The following is a 17021-nucleotide window of genomic DNA, read 5'->3' as shown; positions in this document are numbered from 1 at the left end:
CCTCGCCCACGCGGGTGGCGTAGCCGTCAGGCAGGGCGGCGATGAAGTCGTGAGCGGCGGCGGCGCGGGCGGCGGCCACGATGTCTTCGGCCGTGGCGCCGGGGCGGCCATAGGCGATGTTGGCGGCGATGGTGTCGTCGAACAGGAAGGGCTCCTGCGTCACCAGGGCGATGTGGTCGCGTAAGGACGACAGGCTCAGCTCGCGGATGTCGCGGCCGTTCAGCGTCACTCGGCCGGCCGTCACGTCATAGAAGCGCGGCAGCAGGCTGAGGATGGTCGACTTGCCGCCGCCGGAAGGGCCGACCAGGGCGATGGTCTCGCCCGGCGCGACGTGCAGGCTGACGTCCGACAGGGTCGGGGCGGACCCGTCCTCGTCGGCGCGATAGGCGAAGGAGACCTGCTCCAGGGCGACGGTGACGGGGCCAGGCGCGATCTGGGCGGCGTCGCTGGCCTCGCGAATCTCGGGCTCGATGTCCAGGGCGGCGAACAGGCGTCGCGCAGCGGTGAAGCCCTCGCTCAGCACCGTCGTCAGGTTCGTCACCTGACGCAGGGCCTGACCGGCCAGCAGCAGCATGCCGATGAAGGAGGCGAAGGCGCCGACCGTCATATGACCCCGGCTGGCGCTCCATCCGGCATAGGCCATGACGGCGGCGACGACGCCGTAGGCGACGATGTCGCTGGCCGGACCCGCGAAGGCGCGGCTGTCGGCGCCCTTGATGACGTGGCGCTGGCGGCGGTCGATGACGGTGGAGACGCGGGTTTCCTCGGCCGCCTCGCGGTTTTCGATCTTGATGACGCGGACGCCGTCCAGGTTCTCCATCAGGGCGCTGGACAGGGCCTCGGTCTCGACCATGGCGCCGTGGGCGGCCTTCCTCGACTTCTTGCCGAAGCGACGGATGATCCAGCTGACCAGAGGCACGCCCAGCAGGACGATCAGCGTCAGCGGCAGGTCGATGAAGCTCATGGCGACGATGACGCCCAGCAGCATCAGGGCGTTCTGGGTGTAGTTGACCACGCCCGAAGTGAAGGCCTCGCGCACCAGATTGGCGTCGAACAGGACGGAGGAGACGAACGTCCCCGAATGCTGGCTGCGCAGGCGCGACAGGTCGGCCCGGATCATGCCCGAGAACAGCTGTTTCTGGATGTCGCCGACGATGCCGTGGCCCAGCCGGTTCACCAGCGCCGCCTGACCCGCCATGGCCAGCGAGCGGATCACCGCCACGGCGATGATGAACAGGGGGATGGCGATCAGCACCTTGTCCGCCGGGATGGTGACGGTGTTCCAGATGGTCACGGGGCCTGCGTGCTTGCCGAACAGCAGGTCGATGGCCGGTTCCAGGAACTTCAGCAGCAGGGCCGTCAGCCCGCCCGACACGCCCGCCAGCAGCATGGAGGTGAAGAAGGCCGGCTTGTGCCGCGACAGATACTCGCGCCAGATGCGGGCGAGCAGAGGCCGCAGCGGCTCGCGGGCGTCGGCATGGGGGACGGGAACGGTCATCGGCCTTCGGTCGAACGGCTGAGGCGTCAAGTCAAGCGGCCGCGCGCGAGAGAGACGGCCTTGGACGGGTGACGCCGGGTGCAAACGGCGCTATTTCGCCGTCATGGGGCGCTACGATCTGACTACGCCGTTCGGCCGTTTCAAGGCGCATTGGTCCTATTTCTGGAAGGATCACGCCTTGCTGCGCACGGCGTTCACCAACGCCCACTGGCTCGGGCCGGACCTGGTGCGGACCAATCAGCCGTCGCCGCGCCAGCTGGCCTGGTGGAAGCGGCAGGGAATCCGCACCGTCGTCAATCTGCGCGGACAGAGGGACGAGGCCTATTACTGGCTGGAGAAGGACGCGTGCGAACGGCTGGGCCTGACCCTGATTGACGCGCCGCTGGATTCGCGCGATCCGCCGGGCAAGGACCGGGTGCGCCGGGCCAAGGCCCTGTTCCAGACGATGGAGTATCCGGCCCTGATCCACTGCAAGTCGGGCGCGGACCGGGCGGGAATGATGGCGGTCTTCTATCGCCACTTCCACCTGGGCGAACCGATCTCGGCGGCGATGGAGGAACTGGGCAAGCGCACCCTGCACAGCCGCGAGGGGCTGACCGGCGTGCTGGACTATACGCTGGAGAAATACGTCGCCGAGGTCGAACCCACGGGCGTCAGCTTCGAGGACTGGGTCGAAAGCGACGCCTATGACCCCAAGGCGATCCGCGCCGAGTTCAAGGCCGGCTGGTGGGGCAAGCTGGTCGTCGACCGCCTGTTGAAACGCGAATAGGCCTCAGCCCCAGGGGCCGCGTCCGGCGGCGGGCGGCGGGGCGTTGCGCGCCGCCTGTTCCTTCTTCCATCGCTTGATCTGACGGACGTGATCGCGTTGGCGGGCCAGGACGATCAGCCATAGCGCCAGGACGGCGATCAGGGAGACCACGCCGAAGATCTGCTGGCCGTCCAGCGTCTGGCCGAATAGCGTCAAGGTCTGCGGTCCCGATCAGAAGGGGTGAAGGGGTCGTTCCAGGCGGTGTCCTGATCCTCGCCGGGGCGGGCGACGTGCGGCGGGCCCTTGCGCACGACCCACACGATCGCCGCCACGGCGACGACCACCAGAAGCAGGACGATGAGGGTCGGCAGCATGGCGAATCCTGTTCATGACAAAGGCGACTGATGAGAAAGCGCATCAGCCGCCCCTGCGGTTCCTGAACAGCGGCGTGATGACGCCGTGAATGCTCGATCAGGCGTCGGTGCGCGGATCGATCAGTTTGTGCGCGTGCAGGATGAAGTAGCGCATGTGGGCGTTGTCGACGGTCGCCTGGGCGCGGGCCTTCCAGGCCTTCTTGGCGTCTTCATAGTTGCCGAAGGCGCCGACGAACTCGACCTGCGACAGGTCGCGGAAGACGGGCTCGGCCGGGTGGCGCATCTCGCCGCCGATGACGAGGTGAAGCAGTTGGGGGTCGTGAGAGTCGGCCATGGAGAGGGGGTCCATTGCGGGAGGAATGTCAGATGGCCAGCGGGATAGGCGCTGTGCGCCTCACGATCAACGGGTGAAGGGCCGGCGCGGCGCATATCAGGCTGGTTTGACGCGGATCGGGGCGATTAAAGCGCCACGCATGGCCCATATGGTCGCTGACCTTGGCCCCGGCCTCTTCGGCGATCAGTGCGCCGGCGCAGACGTCCCAGTCCCATTTGGGGCTGATGGCGATGGCCGCATCGAAGGCCCCCGCCGCCACAAGCGCCATGCGATAGGCCAGGGCGTTGCGTTTGGAGAAGCGCATTGAGGGCCACGGCTCGTCCCATTCGCGCGCCTCCATCAGCCGGGCGTCGGCCAGAAGCTCGGCGTCTTCAAGGTCGTCGGTGTCGGAGGCGCTGATGGGCCGTCCCTGCAGGCGGGCGCCGCCGCCCAGCGTGGCCTCGAACACCTCGTCCATCATCGGGGCGTGGATGACGGCGGCGACGGGGCGGCCGTCCTCGACTACGGCGATGGGCACGCACCACCACGGCTTGTTCTTCATGAAGGCGACGGTGCCGTCGATCGGGTCGACGACGAAGATGCGTTTCTTCGACAGGCGCTCCGTGCTGTCCGCCGTCTCCTCGGACAGCCAGCCGTAGTTGGGGCGGGCGGTTAGCAGCGCGTCGCGCAGCAGTTGGTCCACCGCCAGATCGGCGCTGGTGACGGGCGAGCCGCCGTCCTTGGACCAGACCTTCAGCCCGGCCGCGCGGTGTTCGAGCGCCAGCCGACCGGCGGCCAGGGCCGCGTCGCGGATCAGGGCGAGGTCGGCGGCCCAGAGCGCGGAAGAGGGGTCGCTCATTTGCCCGCGATCGCCACCTTGTCGAACAGCAGGGAGGGGCTGTTGAACGCGCCGCGGAACTCCAGATCGCCCGCGCGTTGCAGGCGGGCGTAGAGGTCGATCAGATTGCCCGCCACGGTGACTTCGCTGACCGGATAGGCGCGCTGGCCGTTCTCGAACCAGAAGCCGGACACCCCGGCCGACCAGTCGCCGGTGTTGCCGTTCAGCGAGGGGCCGAACATGGAGGTGATCAGCAGGCCCGTCCCGGCCTGCGCCATCAGGGCGTCCAGATCGCCTTCGCCCGGCGCCAGGTGCAGGTTGTGGGTCGAGACGCCCGACGGTCCCGCCAGTCCGCGCGAGGCGTGGCCGGTGGTCTGAAGGCCCAGCTGTGCCGCCGAGGCCGTGTTCAGCAGCCAGGTGGTCAGGACGCCGTCCCTGACGATCTCGCGCCGCTCGACCGCCACGCCCTCGTCGTCGAAGGGGGTGGAGCCCAGGCCGCGCGGGCGGAACGGATCGTCGATCAGATCGACGCCGATCGGCAGGACGGCTTGGTTCAGCTTGTCCTTCAGGAAGGAGCTGCCGCGCGCGATCGACGGGCCGGAGATGGCGCCCAGCAGCGGCGACAGCACCTGGGTCGCGACGCGGTTCTCGAAGATGACGGGGGCGGTGGTCGAGGCGATCTTGCGCGGGCCGACGCGGGCGATGGCGCGCTCGCCCGCCTTCAGGCCGATGGAGGCCGCGTCGGGCAGGTCGGACAGGTGACGGACGGCGCGGCTTTCGCCGCCGCGCTCCATGGCGCCGTCCTTCTCGGCGATGACGCCGACGCCGAGCGAGAAGGCACTGCCGCGATGGCGGCCGTCGAAGCCGTGCGAGGTGACGAGACGCCATTCGCTGGCCGACCATGAGGCGTGGCCGCCTTCGGATTTGGACACGCCCGATACGGCCAGGGCCGCGGCTTCGGCTTCGGCGGCGGCGGCTTCCAGCGCCTCGGCCGAGCGTTCGGCGGGGTCATGGAGGTCGAGATCGGCGTGCGGCGCGGCGGCCAGTCGGTCCTGCGGCGCGAGGGACGCATAGGGGTCTTCGGGCGCCAGCCTGGCCATCGCTACGGCGCGCTCGACCAGGCGGGTGCGGGTCGCGTCGGACAGGTCGGAGGCGGAGACCGTCGCCTGACGCCGCCCGATGAAGACGCGCAGGCCCAGATCGCGGGCCTCTTCACGCTCGACGTCTTCCAGCGCGCCGTTGCGCACGCCGACGGACAGGGAGGCGCGATAGGCGGACACGGCCTCGGCCGCGTCGGCGCCGGCCTTCAGCGCGGCGGAGATCAGATCGTTCAGGATGTCGGGGGAGGGCGTCTTATCGGACATGCCCCGATATGGCGGAGGGAAACGGGGGGCGCAACAGCATACCCTCTCCCGCCGGGAGAGGGTTCAGTGTGGAGGGTTTAGAGGATCGACCAGGCGATCAGGCTGACGGCCGCGACCAGCAGCGCCAGCCAGGTCAGGATCATGCCGACCGAACGGCCCAGCGACGGGCCTTCCTGGAACAGCAGGCCCAGGGCGTGGATCACCCGTCCGGCGAACAGCATCCCGCCGACCGCATGGATCAGCATGGCCGGGGCGCCGAGGAAGGCCAGCAGGATCAGGCCGCACATCCCGGCCGGGATGTACTCGGCGGCATTGGAGAAGGCGCGGGTGGCGCAGACCAGTTCGCGCACTCCGCCGTCGCCGAACTCGACCAGATGCTGACGACGGCGCCGCACCACCACGCCCGACAGGACGAACAGCAGCAGGATCAGCAGCCCGCCCCACAGGGCGGCCGCCTGAATGGTCGGGATCAGGCTCAATTTTCACGCCCCACGGGATAGAGGCGATAGCGCTGGTCGTAGAAGGGGGTGCGCTCATAGAACCAGGCCAGACGCGCGTCGCCGTCGGCGGCGAAGGCGGGGTCGGCGGCCAGCTTGGCCTCGAACGCGGCCTTCAGCGCCGGATCGGCGGCCAGCATCTTCTCGGCCAGAGGCGCGATGGCGTAGGCCTCGATGTATTCGACGCGGTTCAGCACCTCGGGGAACATCCCCCAGGCGAAGAAGCTCTCGTTCGACTGCGGCTCCAGCAGCAGGATGGCGACGTCGCCCATCGGCTGATCGGTCGGCACGCGGACGGAGCCGACGGGGAAGGTCCAGTCGTGGGCCTCGGGCCGGACGTCGCTGACCGAGATCGGCACATGGCCTTCATTGGTGCGGCCCGACACCTTGGGATCGACAAGGCGCAACATGTCGACGGCGACGGTGCGCGGGGCGTCCAGCGTCTCCATCTGCACGCCGTGGACGCGCAGGCGCTCGATCACGTCCTGACGATAGGACGGCACCCAATAGGCGGTCGGCCGCTTCAGCGTCAGCGTGGGGTGGGAGCCGTAGAAGGGCATCTGCCACAGTTCGGCGTCCGGCTGGCCCAGCCAGCGGATTTCGGGACGGCCCGAGGCGATGCTGTCGAACGTCTCATAGCGGATGCCCTTGAAGGGGCGGGTGTGCGAGGGCGTCTCGTCGCTGTCGAAATTGGCGGGCAGTTCGGCGGGACGCAGGGCGCGGTCGGCGGCGATGGCGGCGCGTAGGTCGCCGGACTTTTCAGCCAGCAGCTTCAGCGCCTGTTCGAGGAAGACATAGGTTCCCAGCACCCGCTGCTCATGCGGTTTCAGGCTGTGGTTCTCGATCAGGATTGTCGGGACGTGCGCCGCCGAGCCCCAGCCGTTGGAGAAACGCTCGCCCAGGCCGCCGTCGTTCAGACCCTTCTTCGGATCGCGGTCGTCGATGGCGAAGACTAGTTCGCCGGGGATGTGGCCCTGCATCTCCAGCGCCTCATACATGGCGGGCTTGAAGGCGGCGTCCAGCCACTTCGCGATGGCCGGGCTGCGGCTCCAGACGCCGTCCTCGCCGTTGTAGCCGAAGGTGACGTCGTATTGATAATCGATGCCGTCGGTGACGTGGATGTCGACGTAGAGGTCCGGCTGATACTTGTGGATCAGGCCCATTACGGCCTGCATCTCGGCCTGATCCAGCTTCATGAAGTCGCGGTTCAGGTTCTGGTTCGTCGCCGTGTGGCGCCAGCCCTGAATGCGCGGGCCACGCTGGTTGGGGCGGGAATAGGCGCCCGCGCGCTCATGCCCGTCGACGCTGAGGATCGGGATCAGGATCAGGTTGGCGCGGTCCAACAACCCGTCCTTGCCGTAGAAGGCGATGTCGCGCAGCAGCATCATGCCCGCGTCCTTGCCGTCGATCTCGCCCGGGTGGATGCCCGCTTGAGCCAGCAGGACCGGCTTGGACGGATCGAAGGCCGCGCCGTCCTTTGAGGCGATCACGGCGTAGATCGGGCGGCCCTCCGGCGAGGTTCCGAACTGTTCGATGCGGATCAGGTCGCTGGCGGCGTCCAGTTTGTCGAACCAGGCGCGGGTGTCGGCGTAGTTGGGCGAGAAGTCATGCGCCGCATCAGCCTCGAACCCCGTAACCCACGGATCGGCGGCGCCCCGCAGCAGGGCGCGGCTGGGGCCGTCCCAGGCGGGGGCGGGCGGCAGGAAGGCCTGGTCCCACGGGGCTTCGTTGGGAACGGAAGCGGACGGGGTCTGGGACATGGCGGAGCTCGCGAAACAAACTAGGGCGGCGACGGCCGCTGTGACGAAACGGTCAAGGCGCATAGGCCCTTCGTGATCCGATCACAGCCGTCTGGCAACCCCGGCGCAGTTCGCGAGAGGCGCGTCCGGCCGCTTTGCGCGGCCGGACGCAGGGTCGTTACCCGGGCAGTTCCACGCGGTTCATGTTGCCGATGGCGCTGTTGTAACGGTCCACGACGGACTCCTGGTAGCTGTCCGAATTGGACTGCTTGAAGTCGCGATAGGCGCCGACCATGCCGCTGAGGTTGTCGGCGATGCTGGACAGATAGGACTTGTTGCGGTTGTCCGCCGGCATCTTGGCCTGCTCTTCGCGCAGCTTGGCGATGGCCGCTTCCATCGCCGGCAACTGGGCGTCGGCCTCGGCCTTGTTGTCCTCCATCACCGCATTGGTGAACAGGTCAGCCTTCTGCATGGCGTCCAGCAGGCTGGCCTCGGCGGCGTGGCCTCCCTTGCGCATGGCTTCCATCTTGGCCGCGTTGCTGGCGCGCTGATATTCGGTCAGGGCGACGTCCAGTTGTTCGATGCCGGCGACGCTGCCCTGATAGGCCTGCGTCTGGGCGGCGTGGGCCGCCTTGGCCTTGGCCAGGGCGTCGTCGCGATAGGCGCGGGATTCGAAATAGGGGTCGAGCGCCTGCCACTGGGCCAGCAGGGCCTCCAGTTGCGGGATCAGCTTGTCGGCCGCTTCATCGGCCTTCTTGCCCTGATTGCCGCCGTTCAGCGCCCGGCCTTCCTTCAGCTTCGCGATCGCGCGCTCCAGGTGCGAGATGTTCTCCGGGAAGTGGAGGTTCGCCGACGCCGAGGCGTTCGGGATGTCCAGCTTCTGATAGTCGCCGAAGTATTTCGACACGCCCCAGTGGTCATCGATCAGCGCGTTGAAGGCGTCGATGTAGAGGCTCATCTTCTCCTGGGTGGCCTCGTTGCCCGCCGCCTGGGCGACCGACTTGGGCGCCGGATTCTCAGCGTTGCCCTTGCTGTCGCCGCACGCCGAAAGGCTAAGCGCGGCGGCGAGTGCGAGCGTGGCGACGCCGGCGCTGGTGCGTGAAATCATATGGATTCCCCTAAGCCGATCAGCGCGCCCCAAGCGTCGCCGTTCCTTCAGCCGGGAAACTGAACGCCGATCAGCCATTTGGGTTCTCTCGTGAAACGAGTTTTTGCAATCGGTTCCAAAAGACCGGTTCAGCGCTTCCAGATCGGCGCGCCGTCGCCGGGCAGGCCGAGGCGATCCCAGATGTCATTGACCCGCTCGACCACCGCCTCGTCCATGCGGATCTCCTCGCCCCATTCGCGCTTGGTCTCGGGCTCCCACTTGTCGGTGGCGTCCAGACCGATTTTGGAGCCCAGGCCGCTCTCGGGGCTGGCGAAGTCCAGATAGTCGATGGGGGTGTTCTCGATGACGGTGATGTCGCGCGCCGGGTCCATCTTGGTCGAGACGGCCCACATGACGTCCTTCCAGTCGCGGGCGTTGATGTCGTCGTCCACCACGATGATCCACTTGGTGTACATGAACTGGCGCAGATAGCTCCAGCAGCCCATCATCACGCGCTTGGCGTGGCCGGGGTAGGCCTTCTTCATCGACACCACGGCGATGCGGTAGCTGCACCCCTCGGGCGGCAGCCAGAAGTCGGTGATCTCGGGGAACTGCTGGCGGATCAGGGGGATGAAGACCTCGTTCAGCGCCTCGCCCAGCACGCTCGGCTCATCCGGCGGACGGCCGGTGAAGGTGGTCAGATAGATCGGATCCTTGCGCATGGTGATGGCCGTCACCTGGAAGACCGGGAACTTCTCGACCGAGTTGTAGTAGCCGGTGTGGTCGCCGTAGGGGCCTTCGTCCTCGAACTCGTCCAGCAGGACGTGGCCTTCCAGCACGATCTCGGCCTGAGCCGGAACCATCAGCGGCACGGTCTTGCACGGGACCAGTTCGGCCTTGGAGCCGCGCATCAGCCCCGCGAACTGATACTCCGACAGGGTCTCCGGCACCGGGGTCACGGCGGCCAGGATGGTTCCCGGATCGGCCCCCAGAACGACGGCGCAGGGCAGGGGCTCGCGCTTGCCCGCCTTCTTGTGCCGGGCGTAGTGCTGGGCGCCGCCGCGATGGGCCAGCCAGCGCATGATGGCCTTGTCCTTGCCCAGCACCTGCATCCGATAGATGCCCAGGTTGAAGTCGTCCTCGCGCTCGTCCGACGGCCCCTTGGTCACGACCAGACCCCAGGTGATCAGGGGCGCGGGTTCGCCCGGCCAGCAGCCCTGAATGGGCAGGGCGGTCAGGTCGATCTGATCGCCCTTCAGCACCACCTCCTGCACCGGGGCCTTTTTCACCGTCTTGGGCCGCATGGACATGACGGTCTGGGCCAGGGGCAGCATCTCCATGGCGTCGCCCAGCCCGCGCGGCGGCGTCGGATTGCGCAGGAAGGCCAGCAGTTCGCCGACCTCGCGCAGCTCGCCGGGCGTGGTGCGCTGCTTGCCCTCCAGCGTCACCCCCATGGCGACGCGCTTCACCGTGCCGAACAGGTTGGCCAGACAGGGAATGGGGCTGATCGTGCCGTCCGGCATGACCGGCTTTTCGAACAGGACCGCCGGGCCGCCGTTGCGCAGCAGCCGGGTCTGGATCTCGGTCATCTCCAGATGGGTGGAGACGGGCTCCGACACGCGGACCAGTTCGCCGTCGGCTTCGAGGGTCGCAAGAAAATCGCGCAGGGACTTGTAGGCCATGCGCTGACGCTTAGGGGGCAATCGTCCGTCTGTCACGCCGTCCGAAGGCGCGATCGATCGCCACGACGATCAGGCCCAGCAGCAGGAAGAAGATCAGCAGCCCCGCGAAGTTCGCCGCCGCCCGCGCCAGACCCAACTCGCCGACATTGACGAACCAGTAGGGCCACCAGCCCGTCATCGCCCCGTGCGCCAGGGTCCAGCCGCCGTAGAGCAGCGGAAAGGCCAGCCATTTGACCGCATCGATCCAGCGCAGCCGCCCCTTGGCTGTGAACAGCAGCCAGTCGCCGACGAAGGCCAGCGGCATGACGGTGTGCAGCAGAGTGTCGGCGACCTTCTGCCAGCCCTGCGGATTCCAGGTCTGGGCCAGCAGCAGATGATAAACGACGCCGACCACGACGATGTACATGGCGACGGCGGCCCGCACGCCCTCGCTTCGGCTCCACCGGCCCAAGGCGCCGTCGGGCGCCAGCGCCGGCCCCGTCAGGGCCAGCGCCGCCAGCAGATTGGTCAGGATCGTGAAGAAGCTGAAGAAGTTCAGCGTCAGCTCGCCTGCGCCGGAGCCGGGATTGTTCCGCAGCAGCAGGCCGTACTGCAGGGCCAGGGCGCCCCAGCCGACCAGGGCGAACAGCGACCGATAGAGCCGCGCCGTCATCAATAGGCCGGGGCGTCGGACACCAGCGCCCACACCGGCAGGCGCAGGGCGCGGGTGGCGGCGTCTAATTGCACGGAATCCAGATGCTCGCGGCCCGCCTCGACCCGGCGCAAGGCCTCGGGCGTCAGGTCGATGGCGGCGGCCAGATCGTTGAAGGCCACGCCGCGCCGGTCGCGCCAGCGGCGGATGCGCGCGCCGACGACGACGTCCATCGGATCAATGCCCGGAAAGCCCAGAACCGAACCCATGGCGTCTTCCTCGGCGCATACGCCCTAGAACCGTGTCGGATCAGGCATCCTGATCCCATTGGAAGGCCTCGTCCAGCCAATCGCCGATGCGGCCGTCGGGGCGGGCCAGGGCGCTGATCCGCGCCATTTCGTCGGCCGACAGCTCAAAGTCGAAGAGGTCGAAGTTTTCGGCCGCGCGGCTTTCCTTGGCCGTGCGCGGAATGGCGATGACGCCCTGCTGGATGATCCAGCGCAGGGTGATCTGGCCGTTGGTCTTGCCGTGCGTTTTTGCGATCTCGGCGATCACGGAGTCGTCGGCGATCTTACCCTGGGCCAGCGGCGACCAGGCGGTGATGGACGACCCTAGATCGCGCGCCGTCTCGATCAGCGTCTTCTGCGACAGATAGGGGTGGTATTCGACCTGATTGGTGATCAGCGGCGCGCTCGACAGGGCGGCGGCCTCGCGGAACAGGGCCGAGGGGAAGTTAGACAGGCCGATGTTCCTGGTGAAGCCTTTTTCCTTCGCCTCGTTCAGGGCTCCGATGGTTTCCGCCAGCGCGGGCGTCGGCTTGGGCCAGTGCAGCAGCAGCAGGTCCGGCGTCAGGCCCAGGCTGAGGGCGGACTCTTCAGCCTGACGTAGCAGGGCATCGTGCTGGAAATGCTCGACCCAGATCTTGGTGGTGACGAAGATGTCGTCGCGCGTGACGATCCCTTCGGCCACGGCGTCGGCGATGCCGTCGCCGACCGCCTTCTCGTTCTTGTAGATCCAGGCGGTGTCGATGTGGCGATAGCCGATGCGCAGGGCTTCGCGCACCATGCGGCGGGCGTCGTCCGCCTCCAGCTGCCAGGTGCCGAAACCGAGCAGGGGAATCTCCACGCCCGAGGCGGTCACGGTAGGCTGATCGGAATAGGGCATGGGGGAGGCTCCGGTGGGAAGATGAGCCTGGGATATAGGCGCCCGCTCAGGCGTCGCCATTGTCCAGCCAGTGGAAAATCCGATCCCACAACGGCTCCATTCCCTTGCGGAAGGCGCCTTCGTGGCCGATGCGCCGCGCGCCGAAGTCGCTGGGTGCATGGAGGCTGATGTCCGAGGGGGCGTGGGGATAGACGCTCAGCAGATCGCGCGCCGTTCTAGGCGTGGCGATGGGATCGTCGGTGAAGATCCACGACCGGATCGGCGCGGTCACGGCATCATAATGATGCGGCCGCAGGCTGGTCTCCAACTCCTTGGAGAAATACGCGCGCTTCAGGCACCAGCGCCGCCAGGTGGTGAAGACGCCGCGCGGTAGATCGGTCCCGGCCCACAGGCCGCCGCCCTTGATATAGCCGTGCCGCATCAGGCTGAACGGGCCGAAGCCCAGCCAGAAGAACAGCTCCATCGGATTGTAGCTGCGGTGGTGCCCGCCCCACCAGCCGGTCCCGACCGAGACGAAGGCGTGCCGCTCGATCCGGTCGTGATTGGGCATGAAGCCGAGGAAATGGCCGCCGACGCTGTGACCGACATGGACGACGCGCAGGCCCGGCGCCGCGTCGATCAGGGCGTCCAGGGCGGCGGGCATGTCCAGCCGGCCCCAGTCCGGATAGTCGATGGTCGAGCCCTTCAGATCATCCGGCCGCGACCCGGCGATGCCCCGGAAATCATAGGTCAGCACCGCCGCGCCTCGCTCGGCCAGATGCCGGGCGAACCGCTCGTAAAAGCCCTTGGGGAAGCCGGTGCCGGACGAAACCAGCACGGCGAGGCGCGGCTCTGCGGCCGACACCAGTCGCATCGACAGCGGATAACCGTCGGCGGCCGGGGCGATGAAGTCGCGCGTGACGAGATCGGTCATCAGGTCCGTCCTGTTTGGAAACGAACTCTAGCCGATTGACGCGGCGTCAGGTCAAGGCTTTGCGGGGGCGGACGCTGTGGTCGGGCCAAGCGCCAGCAGCCCGTCAAACTTGCCATCCTGTTGCGATGCGAGAATGACGCCGCGCGTTTCGGAAGCGTCGACATTGGGGATCGGTGCGCCGCCGCAGTCGTCACGACACATCCACGCCTCGCCGCCTTGCTGGGCGACGCTGAGAGACAAGGTTTCCTCAGGCCGGATATGGGCGGCGGCGGGCAGGCCCAGCAGCGAACCCACGCGGCGGATCTTCTCGGCATGGACCCGCCCGACCAGCGCCAGCAGGCGGGAGTGAGGCTGGGCCATGGCCTGACGGCTCCATAGAACCGCCCGATCCATTTCCGCATAGGATTGACGGAAACCTTCGACACGCGGGCTGTTCGGGACTGAGGCGACCACGGTCATATCGGCGGCTTCACGCAGCATGGCGCGCAATCTCAGCAGCAAGTCCAGCATGGCCTCGCTGCCGCGTCCGTCATGATGGACGAAGGGGCCGTGCGGATAGGCGGCGAGCGCCGCGCGCGCCTCGGCTTCGGTGTCGGCCTCCATGAAGGCGTCCAGCGTCGGTTGAAACTCGACTGGATACTCCAGAGAGACGACGACCGGCCCCTGTTCCAGCGCCGCGCAGACCAGGTCGGCGAAGGCGGCGGGGGCCTCGACCGTGCCGTGCGTCTCGCCGACGAAGACATAGCGGACGTCGTCGCGCCACAGGGCCTCGGACCCTGCGACGGGACGACAACCGTCGGACCAGTCAAAAGCCGATAGCAGACCGGCGGCGATGAGGGCGGCGATCATGGGTGTCTCCCTGACTGGGCCGGATCAATAGGCCAGGGCGTTGCCGTCCTTGCGCATTTCGGTGGCGGCGCCGTAGGTCCAGCGGCCCTGTTCGTTGATCTGCTTCATCACGTTCTGATAGCCGCCGAAGCCGCCGTCGGGCGGGCCGAGATCCCAGCCCATGGCCGTCAGCTGCTGCTTGGTCGCCTCGGGCACGCCGGATTCGAGGTGCAGCTTGCCGACGCCCTCGGCCGGTTGGCCGGTCGGTTCGGACGAGCCGTAGTGCTGCCAGCGCGGGCTGTCTCCGGCCTCCTGCGGGTCGAGGCCGTAATCGACCATGTTGATGATGATCTGGGCCTGACCCTGCGGCTGCATCCCGCCGCCCATGACGCCATAGGCCATCCACGGCTCTCCGTCCTTGCAGGCGAAGCCGGGGATGATGGTGTGGAAGGGGCGCTTGCCGGGGGCGTAGACGTTGGGGTGGCCGTCGGTCAGGGCGAACAGTTCGCCGCGGTTCTGGAACATGAAGCCCAGCGTCCGGCCGTCCGGGCCGTCGGGCGTCAGACCGCCGCCCATGCCGCGATAGTTGGACTGGATCCAGCTGACCATCATGCCGTCGCTGTCGGCGACGCTGAAATAGGTGGTGTCGCCCTGCGTCGGCGCATCGCCGGGGAAGACGCGGTCCATGACGCGGTCGGGGCGGATCAGTTTCGCTCGTTCGGCGGCGTAGGCCTTGGAGTTCAGCCAGGCGGTCGGGGCCTTGGCGAAGCGCTCGTCGGCGAAGTATCGGGCGCGGTCCTCGAACGCCAGACGCTTGGCCTCGGCCTGGACGTGGATGGAGGCGGCGGACTGGAAGCCCATGGCCTTCAGGTCGAACTGCTCGCAGATGTTCAGGATCTGATTGGTCGACAGGCCCTGGGTGTTCGGACCCAGCGAATAGACCTCGACCCCGCGATAGGTGGTCATCAGCGGCTCGACCCATTCGGTGCGGTGGGCGGCCAGATCGGCGCGGGTCATCCAGCCGCCGATGCGCTTGAAATAGCGCTCGATGTGGTCGGCGATCACCCCGTCATAGAAGGCGTCGCGGCCGCCCTCGGCGATCATGCGGTAGGTGCGGCCGAGGTCCGGGTTGGCGAAGATTTCCCCCGTCTTCGGCGTGCGGCCGCCGGTCAGCCAGACCTTCTTGCGGTTGTCGTTCTCTTCGATCGTCGCTGCGCTCTTGTCGAAGTTGGCCATGCCGCGTTCGAGATAGTAGGCCACGACTTGCGGCACCGGCACGCCCTGTTCGCACAGTTCGGCGACGGGCAGCAGGACGTCCTTCCACGGCAGCTTGCCGTAGCGCTGGTGGGCGCTCCACCAGGCGTCGACCGTGCCGGGCACATTCACCGTCACCGCGCCGTAGCGGGGCAGATAGCCGTCGGCTCCGGCCTTGGATCGCGCGGCGGCCAGCGACAGGCCGCGCGGGCTGGCGCCTGAGCCGTTGAAGCCGACGACCTTCTTCTGCGCCGGATCCCACATCAGGCAGAAGGCGTCGCCGCCGATGCCGTTGGCGGTCGGCTCCAGGAAGCCCAGGGCGGCGTTGATGGCGATGGCGGCGTCGATGGCCGAGCCGCCGCGTCGCAGGGTGTCCAGGCCGATCAGGGTGGCGGCCGGATGGGCCGTGGCCGCGGCGCCGTTCGCGCCCCAGACGGTCGAGCGGCCGACGAAGCGCGGCCCGGTGATGCGGTCGCCGATGCCGACGCCGGCATAGGGGTCAGGCGCAGGGGCGGGCTGAACGGACGCCGGCTTGGCGACCGGCGCGCCAGCGGGCGCCTGTTGGGCGCGGGCGGCCCCCGCCATCAGGGCTCCGGCGGGCAGGGCGGACAGGAAGGTGCGGCGACGCATGATGATTGACTCCCCCTCATTCGAGGCGCGCATTGAGGCTGGAACAGGGGGAGGGCGCAAGCGGTCGATGGCTGACGGGCAAAGAAAAAGGGCCGCCGAGGCGACCCTTTTCCAGACTGTCGATTACCGACCGTCTCAGGTGATGTCTTCGTTCAGGAGGCCGACCTTGTAGAAGCCGTTTTCCTGAAGCTTGTTCATGACTTCCATGAACTGGTTGTACTTCACTTCCGGCTGGGCGCGGACGAAGACGCGTTCTTCACGGCAGTCCGTCGTCACGGCCTGGGCGGCGCACACGTCAGTCGTCAGCTTGGCGATCGTGGTTTCCGTCTCAGCGATGTAGAGCGAGCCGTTTTCCTGGATGGTTATGTAGACCGGCTCTTTCGGCTTCTCGGCGTCCGGCGCCGGCGGCGTCGCGGGCGGCAGGTCCAGCTTGATCGACACGGTAGCCATCGGCGCCGCGACCATGAAGATGATCAGCAGCACGAGCATGATGTCAACGAACGGCGTGACGTTGATGTCCGCGTTCTGTTGCGCCAGCTTGCCGCCGCCACCGCCTGAGGAAAGTTTCGCGCCCATTACGCCCTCGTCTCCATCAAGATCCGCACCCTCCGGCGGACCACACTGAAAGTCTGGCTCGTCTCTTGGCGTCCTGAAGCAGGCTTGTAAAGCCGTCGAATGCGAGGAAATGACGCCGCAGGGGAATAAGATTGCGAATTCGGCGCAGGGCCGCCCTGGCCGCGATCAATTCAGCCCCGGAATCCCCTCGCTGACTCTCAGCCTCGGGCCAGCTTGAGGAATCGTTCGGCCAGGGCCGGGTCGTTCTTGAAGGCGCCGGTGAAGCGGGTGGTGATGGTCGAGACGTGGCGGTGATGCACGCCGCGCGTCGTCATGCACTGGTGCGCCGCATCGACCAGCACGGCCACGCCGTTGGGCTGCAGGTGCGATTCGATGGCCTCGATGATGTCGTTGGTCAGGGTCTCCTGGTTCTGGAGACGGCGAGCGAAGATCTCGACCACGCGCGCCAGCTTGGAGATGCCGACCACCTTCTCGCCCGGCAGATAGGCGACGTAGGCCTTGCCCAGGAAGGGAGCCAGGTGGTGCTCGCAGTGGCTCTCGACCTCGATGTCGCGCAGGATGACCATGTCGTCATAGCCGGTCACGTCCTCGAAGGTGCGCGACAGCTCCTTGCCCGCATCGGCGTCATAGCCGTCGAACCATTCGCCGTAGGCGTCGACCACGCGCTTGGGCGTGTCCAGCAGGCCGGGGCGGTCGGGGTTGTCGCCGGCCCAGGCGATCAGGGTGCGCACGGCCTCCAGAGCCTGTTCGCGGCTGGGACGCTGGGGCGCCTCATTGGCGACGAGGACGGGCTTGGCGGGGGTGCTGCTCATGAAACGATCCGGCGGCGGCGAGAGCGCCTGTTCAGAATACAAATATATATGGACTTGGGCGCGCGGCCCTGAC

General features: G+C 67.6%; 19 protein-coding genes. 1 reads left to right on the top strand and 18 read right to left on the bottom strand.

The window, feature by feature from the left end; translation table 11 throughout:
• Positions 1 to 1498 (bottom strand): ABC transporter ATP-binding protein (locus tag B3D50_RS07005; RefSeq protein WP_286950383.1); only part of this gene is annotated, 1498 nt, incomplete at its 3' end.
• A gap of 103 nt (positions 1499 to 1601) precedes the next feature.
• Here B3D50_RS07005 and B3D50_RS07000 point away from each other — a divergent pair.
• Entirely contained in the window at positions 1602 to 2267 is a 666-nt protein-coding gene (locus B3D50_RS07000; RefSeq protein WP_286950382.1) for a fused DSP-PTPase phosphatase/NAD kinase-like protein, read from the top strand.
• A 3-nt stretch (positions 2268 to 2270) separates the two neighbouring features.
• Here the strand turns inward: B3D50_RS07000 and B3D50_RS06995 are convergent, their stop codons facing one another.
• The 17 genes from B3D50_RS06995 to folE all read right to left on the bottom strand — a co-directional run bounded on the left by B3D50_RS06995 (position 2271) and on the right by folE (position 16948).
• A complete protein-coding gene (locus B3D50_RS06995) occupies positions 2271 to 2462 on the bottom strand; it encodes a hypothetical protein (RefSeq protein WP_003165768.1) in 192 nt (63 codons plus the stop codon).
• The gene (locus B3D50_RS06990) at positions 2459 to 2620 is read right to left on the bottom strand and encodes a hypothetical protein (RefSeq protein ID WP_003165767.1); all 162 of its coding nucleotides are present in this window, start codon (positions 2618 to 2620) and stop codon (positions 2459 to 2461) included. Before B3D50_RS06990 ends, B3D50_RS06995 begins: the two co-directional genes overlap by 4 nt.
• Before the next feature lie 97 nt (positions 2621 to 2717).
• Positions 2718 to 2969, bottom strand: a complete 252-nt coding sequence (locus tag B3D50_RS06985; RefSeq protein ID WP_286950380.1) for a DUF4170 domain-containing protein — start codon at positions 2967 to 2969, stop codon at positions 2718 to 2720.
• 13 nt (positions 2970 to 2982) lie between these two features.
• On the bottom strand, positions 2983 to 3792 hold the full coding sequence (locus tag B3D50_RS06980; protein WP_286950379.1) for a 3'(2'),5'-bisphosphate nucleotidase CysQ: 810 nt from the start codon (positions 3790 to 3792) through the stop codon (positions 2983 to 2985).
• Positions 3789 to 5135 carry a TldD/PmbA family protein gene (locus B3D50_RS06975; protein ID WP_286950378.1) on the bottom strand — a complete coding sequence of 449 codons (1347 nt, stop codon included), beginning with the start codon at positions 5133 to 5135 and terminating at the stop codon, positions 3789 to 3791. The genes B3D50_RS06980 and B3D50_RS06975 overlap by 4 nt, the downstream gene beginning before the upstream one ends.
• Before the next feature lie 77 nt (positions 5136 to 5212).
• A complete protein-coding gene (locus B3D50_RS06970; protein ID WP_040345894.1) occupies positions 5213 to 5614 on the bottom strand; it encodes an MAPEG family protein in 402 nt (133 codons plus the stop codon).
• Positions 5611 to 7392 (bottom strand): M14 family metallopeptidase, encoded by a 1782-nt coding sequence (locus B3D50_RS06965; protein ID WP_286950376.1) that lies wholly within the window; start codon positions 7390 to 7392, stop codon positions 5611 to 5613. Before B3D50_RS06965 ends, B3D50_RS06970 begins: the two co-directional genes overlap by 4 nt.
• A 157-nt stretch (positions 7393 to 7549) precedes the next feature.
• The gene (locus B3D50_RS06960) at positions 7550 to 8479 is read right to left on the bottom strand and encodes a DUF3829 domain-containing protein (RefSeq protein ID WP_286950375.1); all 930 of its coding nucleotides are present in this window, start codon (positions 8477 to 8479) and stop codon (positions 7550 to 7552) included.
• Between the two features lie 128 nt (positions 8480 to 8607).
• The gene (locus tag B3D50_RS06955) at positions 8608 to 10140 is read right to left on the bottom strand and encodes a UbiD family decarboxylase (protein WP_286950374.1); all 1533 of its coding nucleotides are present in this window, start codon (positions 10138 to 10140) and stop codon (positions 8608 to 8610) included.
• A gap of 10 nt (positions 10141 to 10150) precedes the next feature.
• Entirely contained in the window at positions 10151 to 10792 is a 642-nt protein-coding gene (locus tag B3D50_RS06950) for a Pr6Pr family membrane protein (protein ID WP_286950373.1), read from the bottom strand.
• Entirely contained in the window at positions 10792 to 11040 is a 249-nt protein-coding gene (locus tag B3D50_RS06945; protein WP_286950371.1) for a helix-turn-helix domain-containing protein, read from the bottom strand. The genes B3D50_RS06950 and B3D50_RS06945 overlap by 1 nt, the downstream gene beginning before the upstream one ends.
• 40 nt (positions 11041 to 11080) lie before the next feature.
• Positions 11081 to 11935, bottom strand: coding sequence for an aldo/keto reductase (locus B3D50_RS06940; RefSeq protein ID WP_286950370.1), 855 nt, complete (start codon positions 11933 to 11935; stop codon positions 11081 to 11083).
• 46 nt (positions 11936 to 11981) lie between these two features.
• Positions 11982 to 12848 (bottom strand): alpha/beta fold hydrolase, encoded by an 867-nt coding sequence (locus B3D50_RS06935; RefSeq protein WP_286950369.1) that lies wholly within the window; start codon positions 12846 to 12848, stop codon positions 11982 to 11984.
• A 51-nt stretch (positions 12849 to 12899) separates the two neighbouring features.
• Complete coding sequence (locus B3D50_RS06930) at positions 12900 to 13697, bottom strand: hypothetical protein (protein ID WP_286950367.1); 798 nt, start codon at positions 13695 to 13697, stop codon at positions 12900 to 12902.
• A gap of 24 nt (positions 13698 to 13721) precedes the next feature.
• Positions 13722 to 15560 (bottom strand): gamma-glutamyltransferase family protein, encoded by a 1839-nt coding sequence (locus tag B3D50_RS06925; protein ID WP_286950365.1) that lies wholly within the window; start codon positions 15558 to 15560, stop codon positions 13722 to 13724.
• A gap of 135 nt (positions 15561 to 15695) precedes the next feature.
• Entirely contained in the window at positions 15696 to 16136 is a 441-nt protein-coding gene (locus B3D50_RS06920; protein ID WP_286950364.1) for a biopolymer transporter ExbD, read from the bottom strand.
• 197 nt (positions 16137 to 16333) lie between these two features.
• The gene (gene folE / locus B3D50_RS06915; protein WP_286950363.1) at positions 16334 to 16948 is read right to left on the bottom strand and encodes a GTP cyclohydrolase I FolE; all 615 of its coding nucleotides are present in this window, start codon (positions 16946 to 16948) and stop codon (positions 16334 to 16336) included.
• Positions 16949 to 17021 lie beyond the last annotated feature (73 nt).

This window comes from Brevundimonas sp. UBA7507 (assembly GCF_002478355.1).
Classification (GTDB): Bacteria; Pseudomonadota; Alphaproteobacteria; order Caulobacterales; family Caulobacteraceae; genus Brevundimonas; species Brevundimonas diminuta_D.
This window is presented reverse-complemented; position numbering and strand designations above follow the sequence as displayed.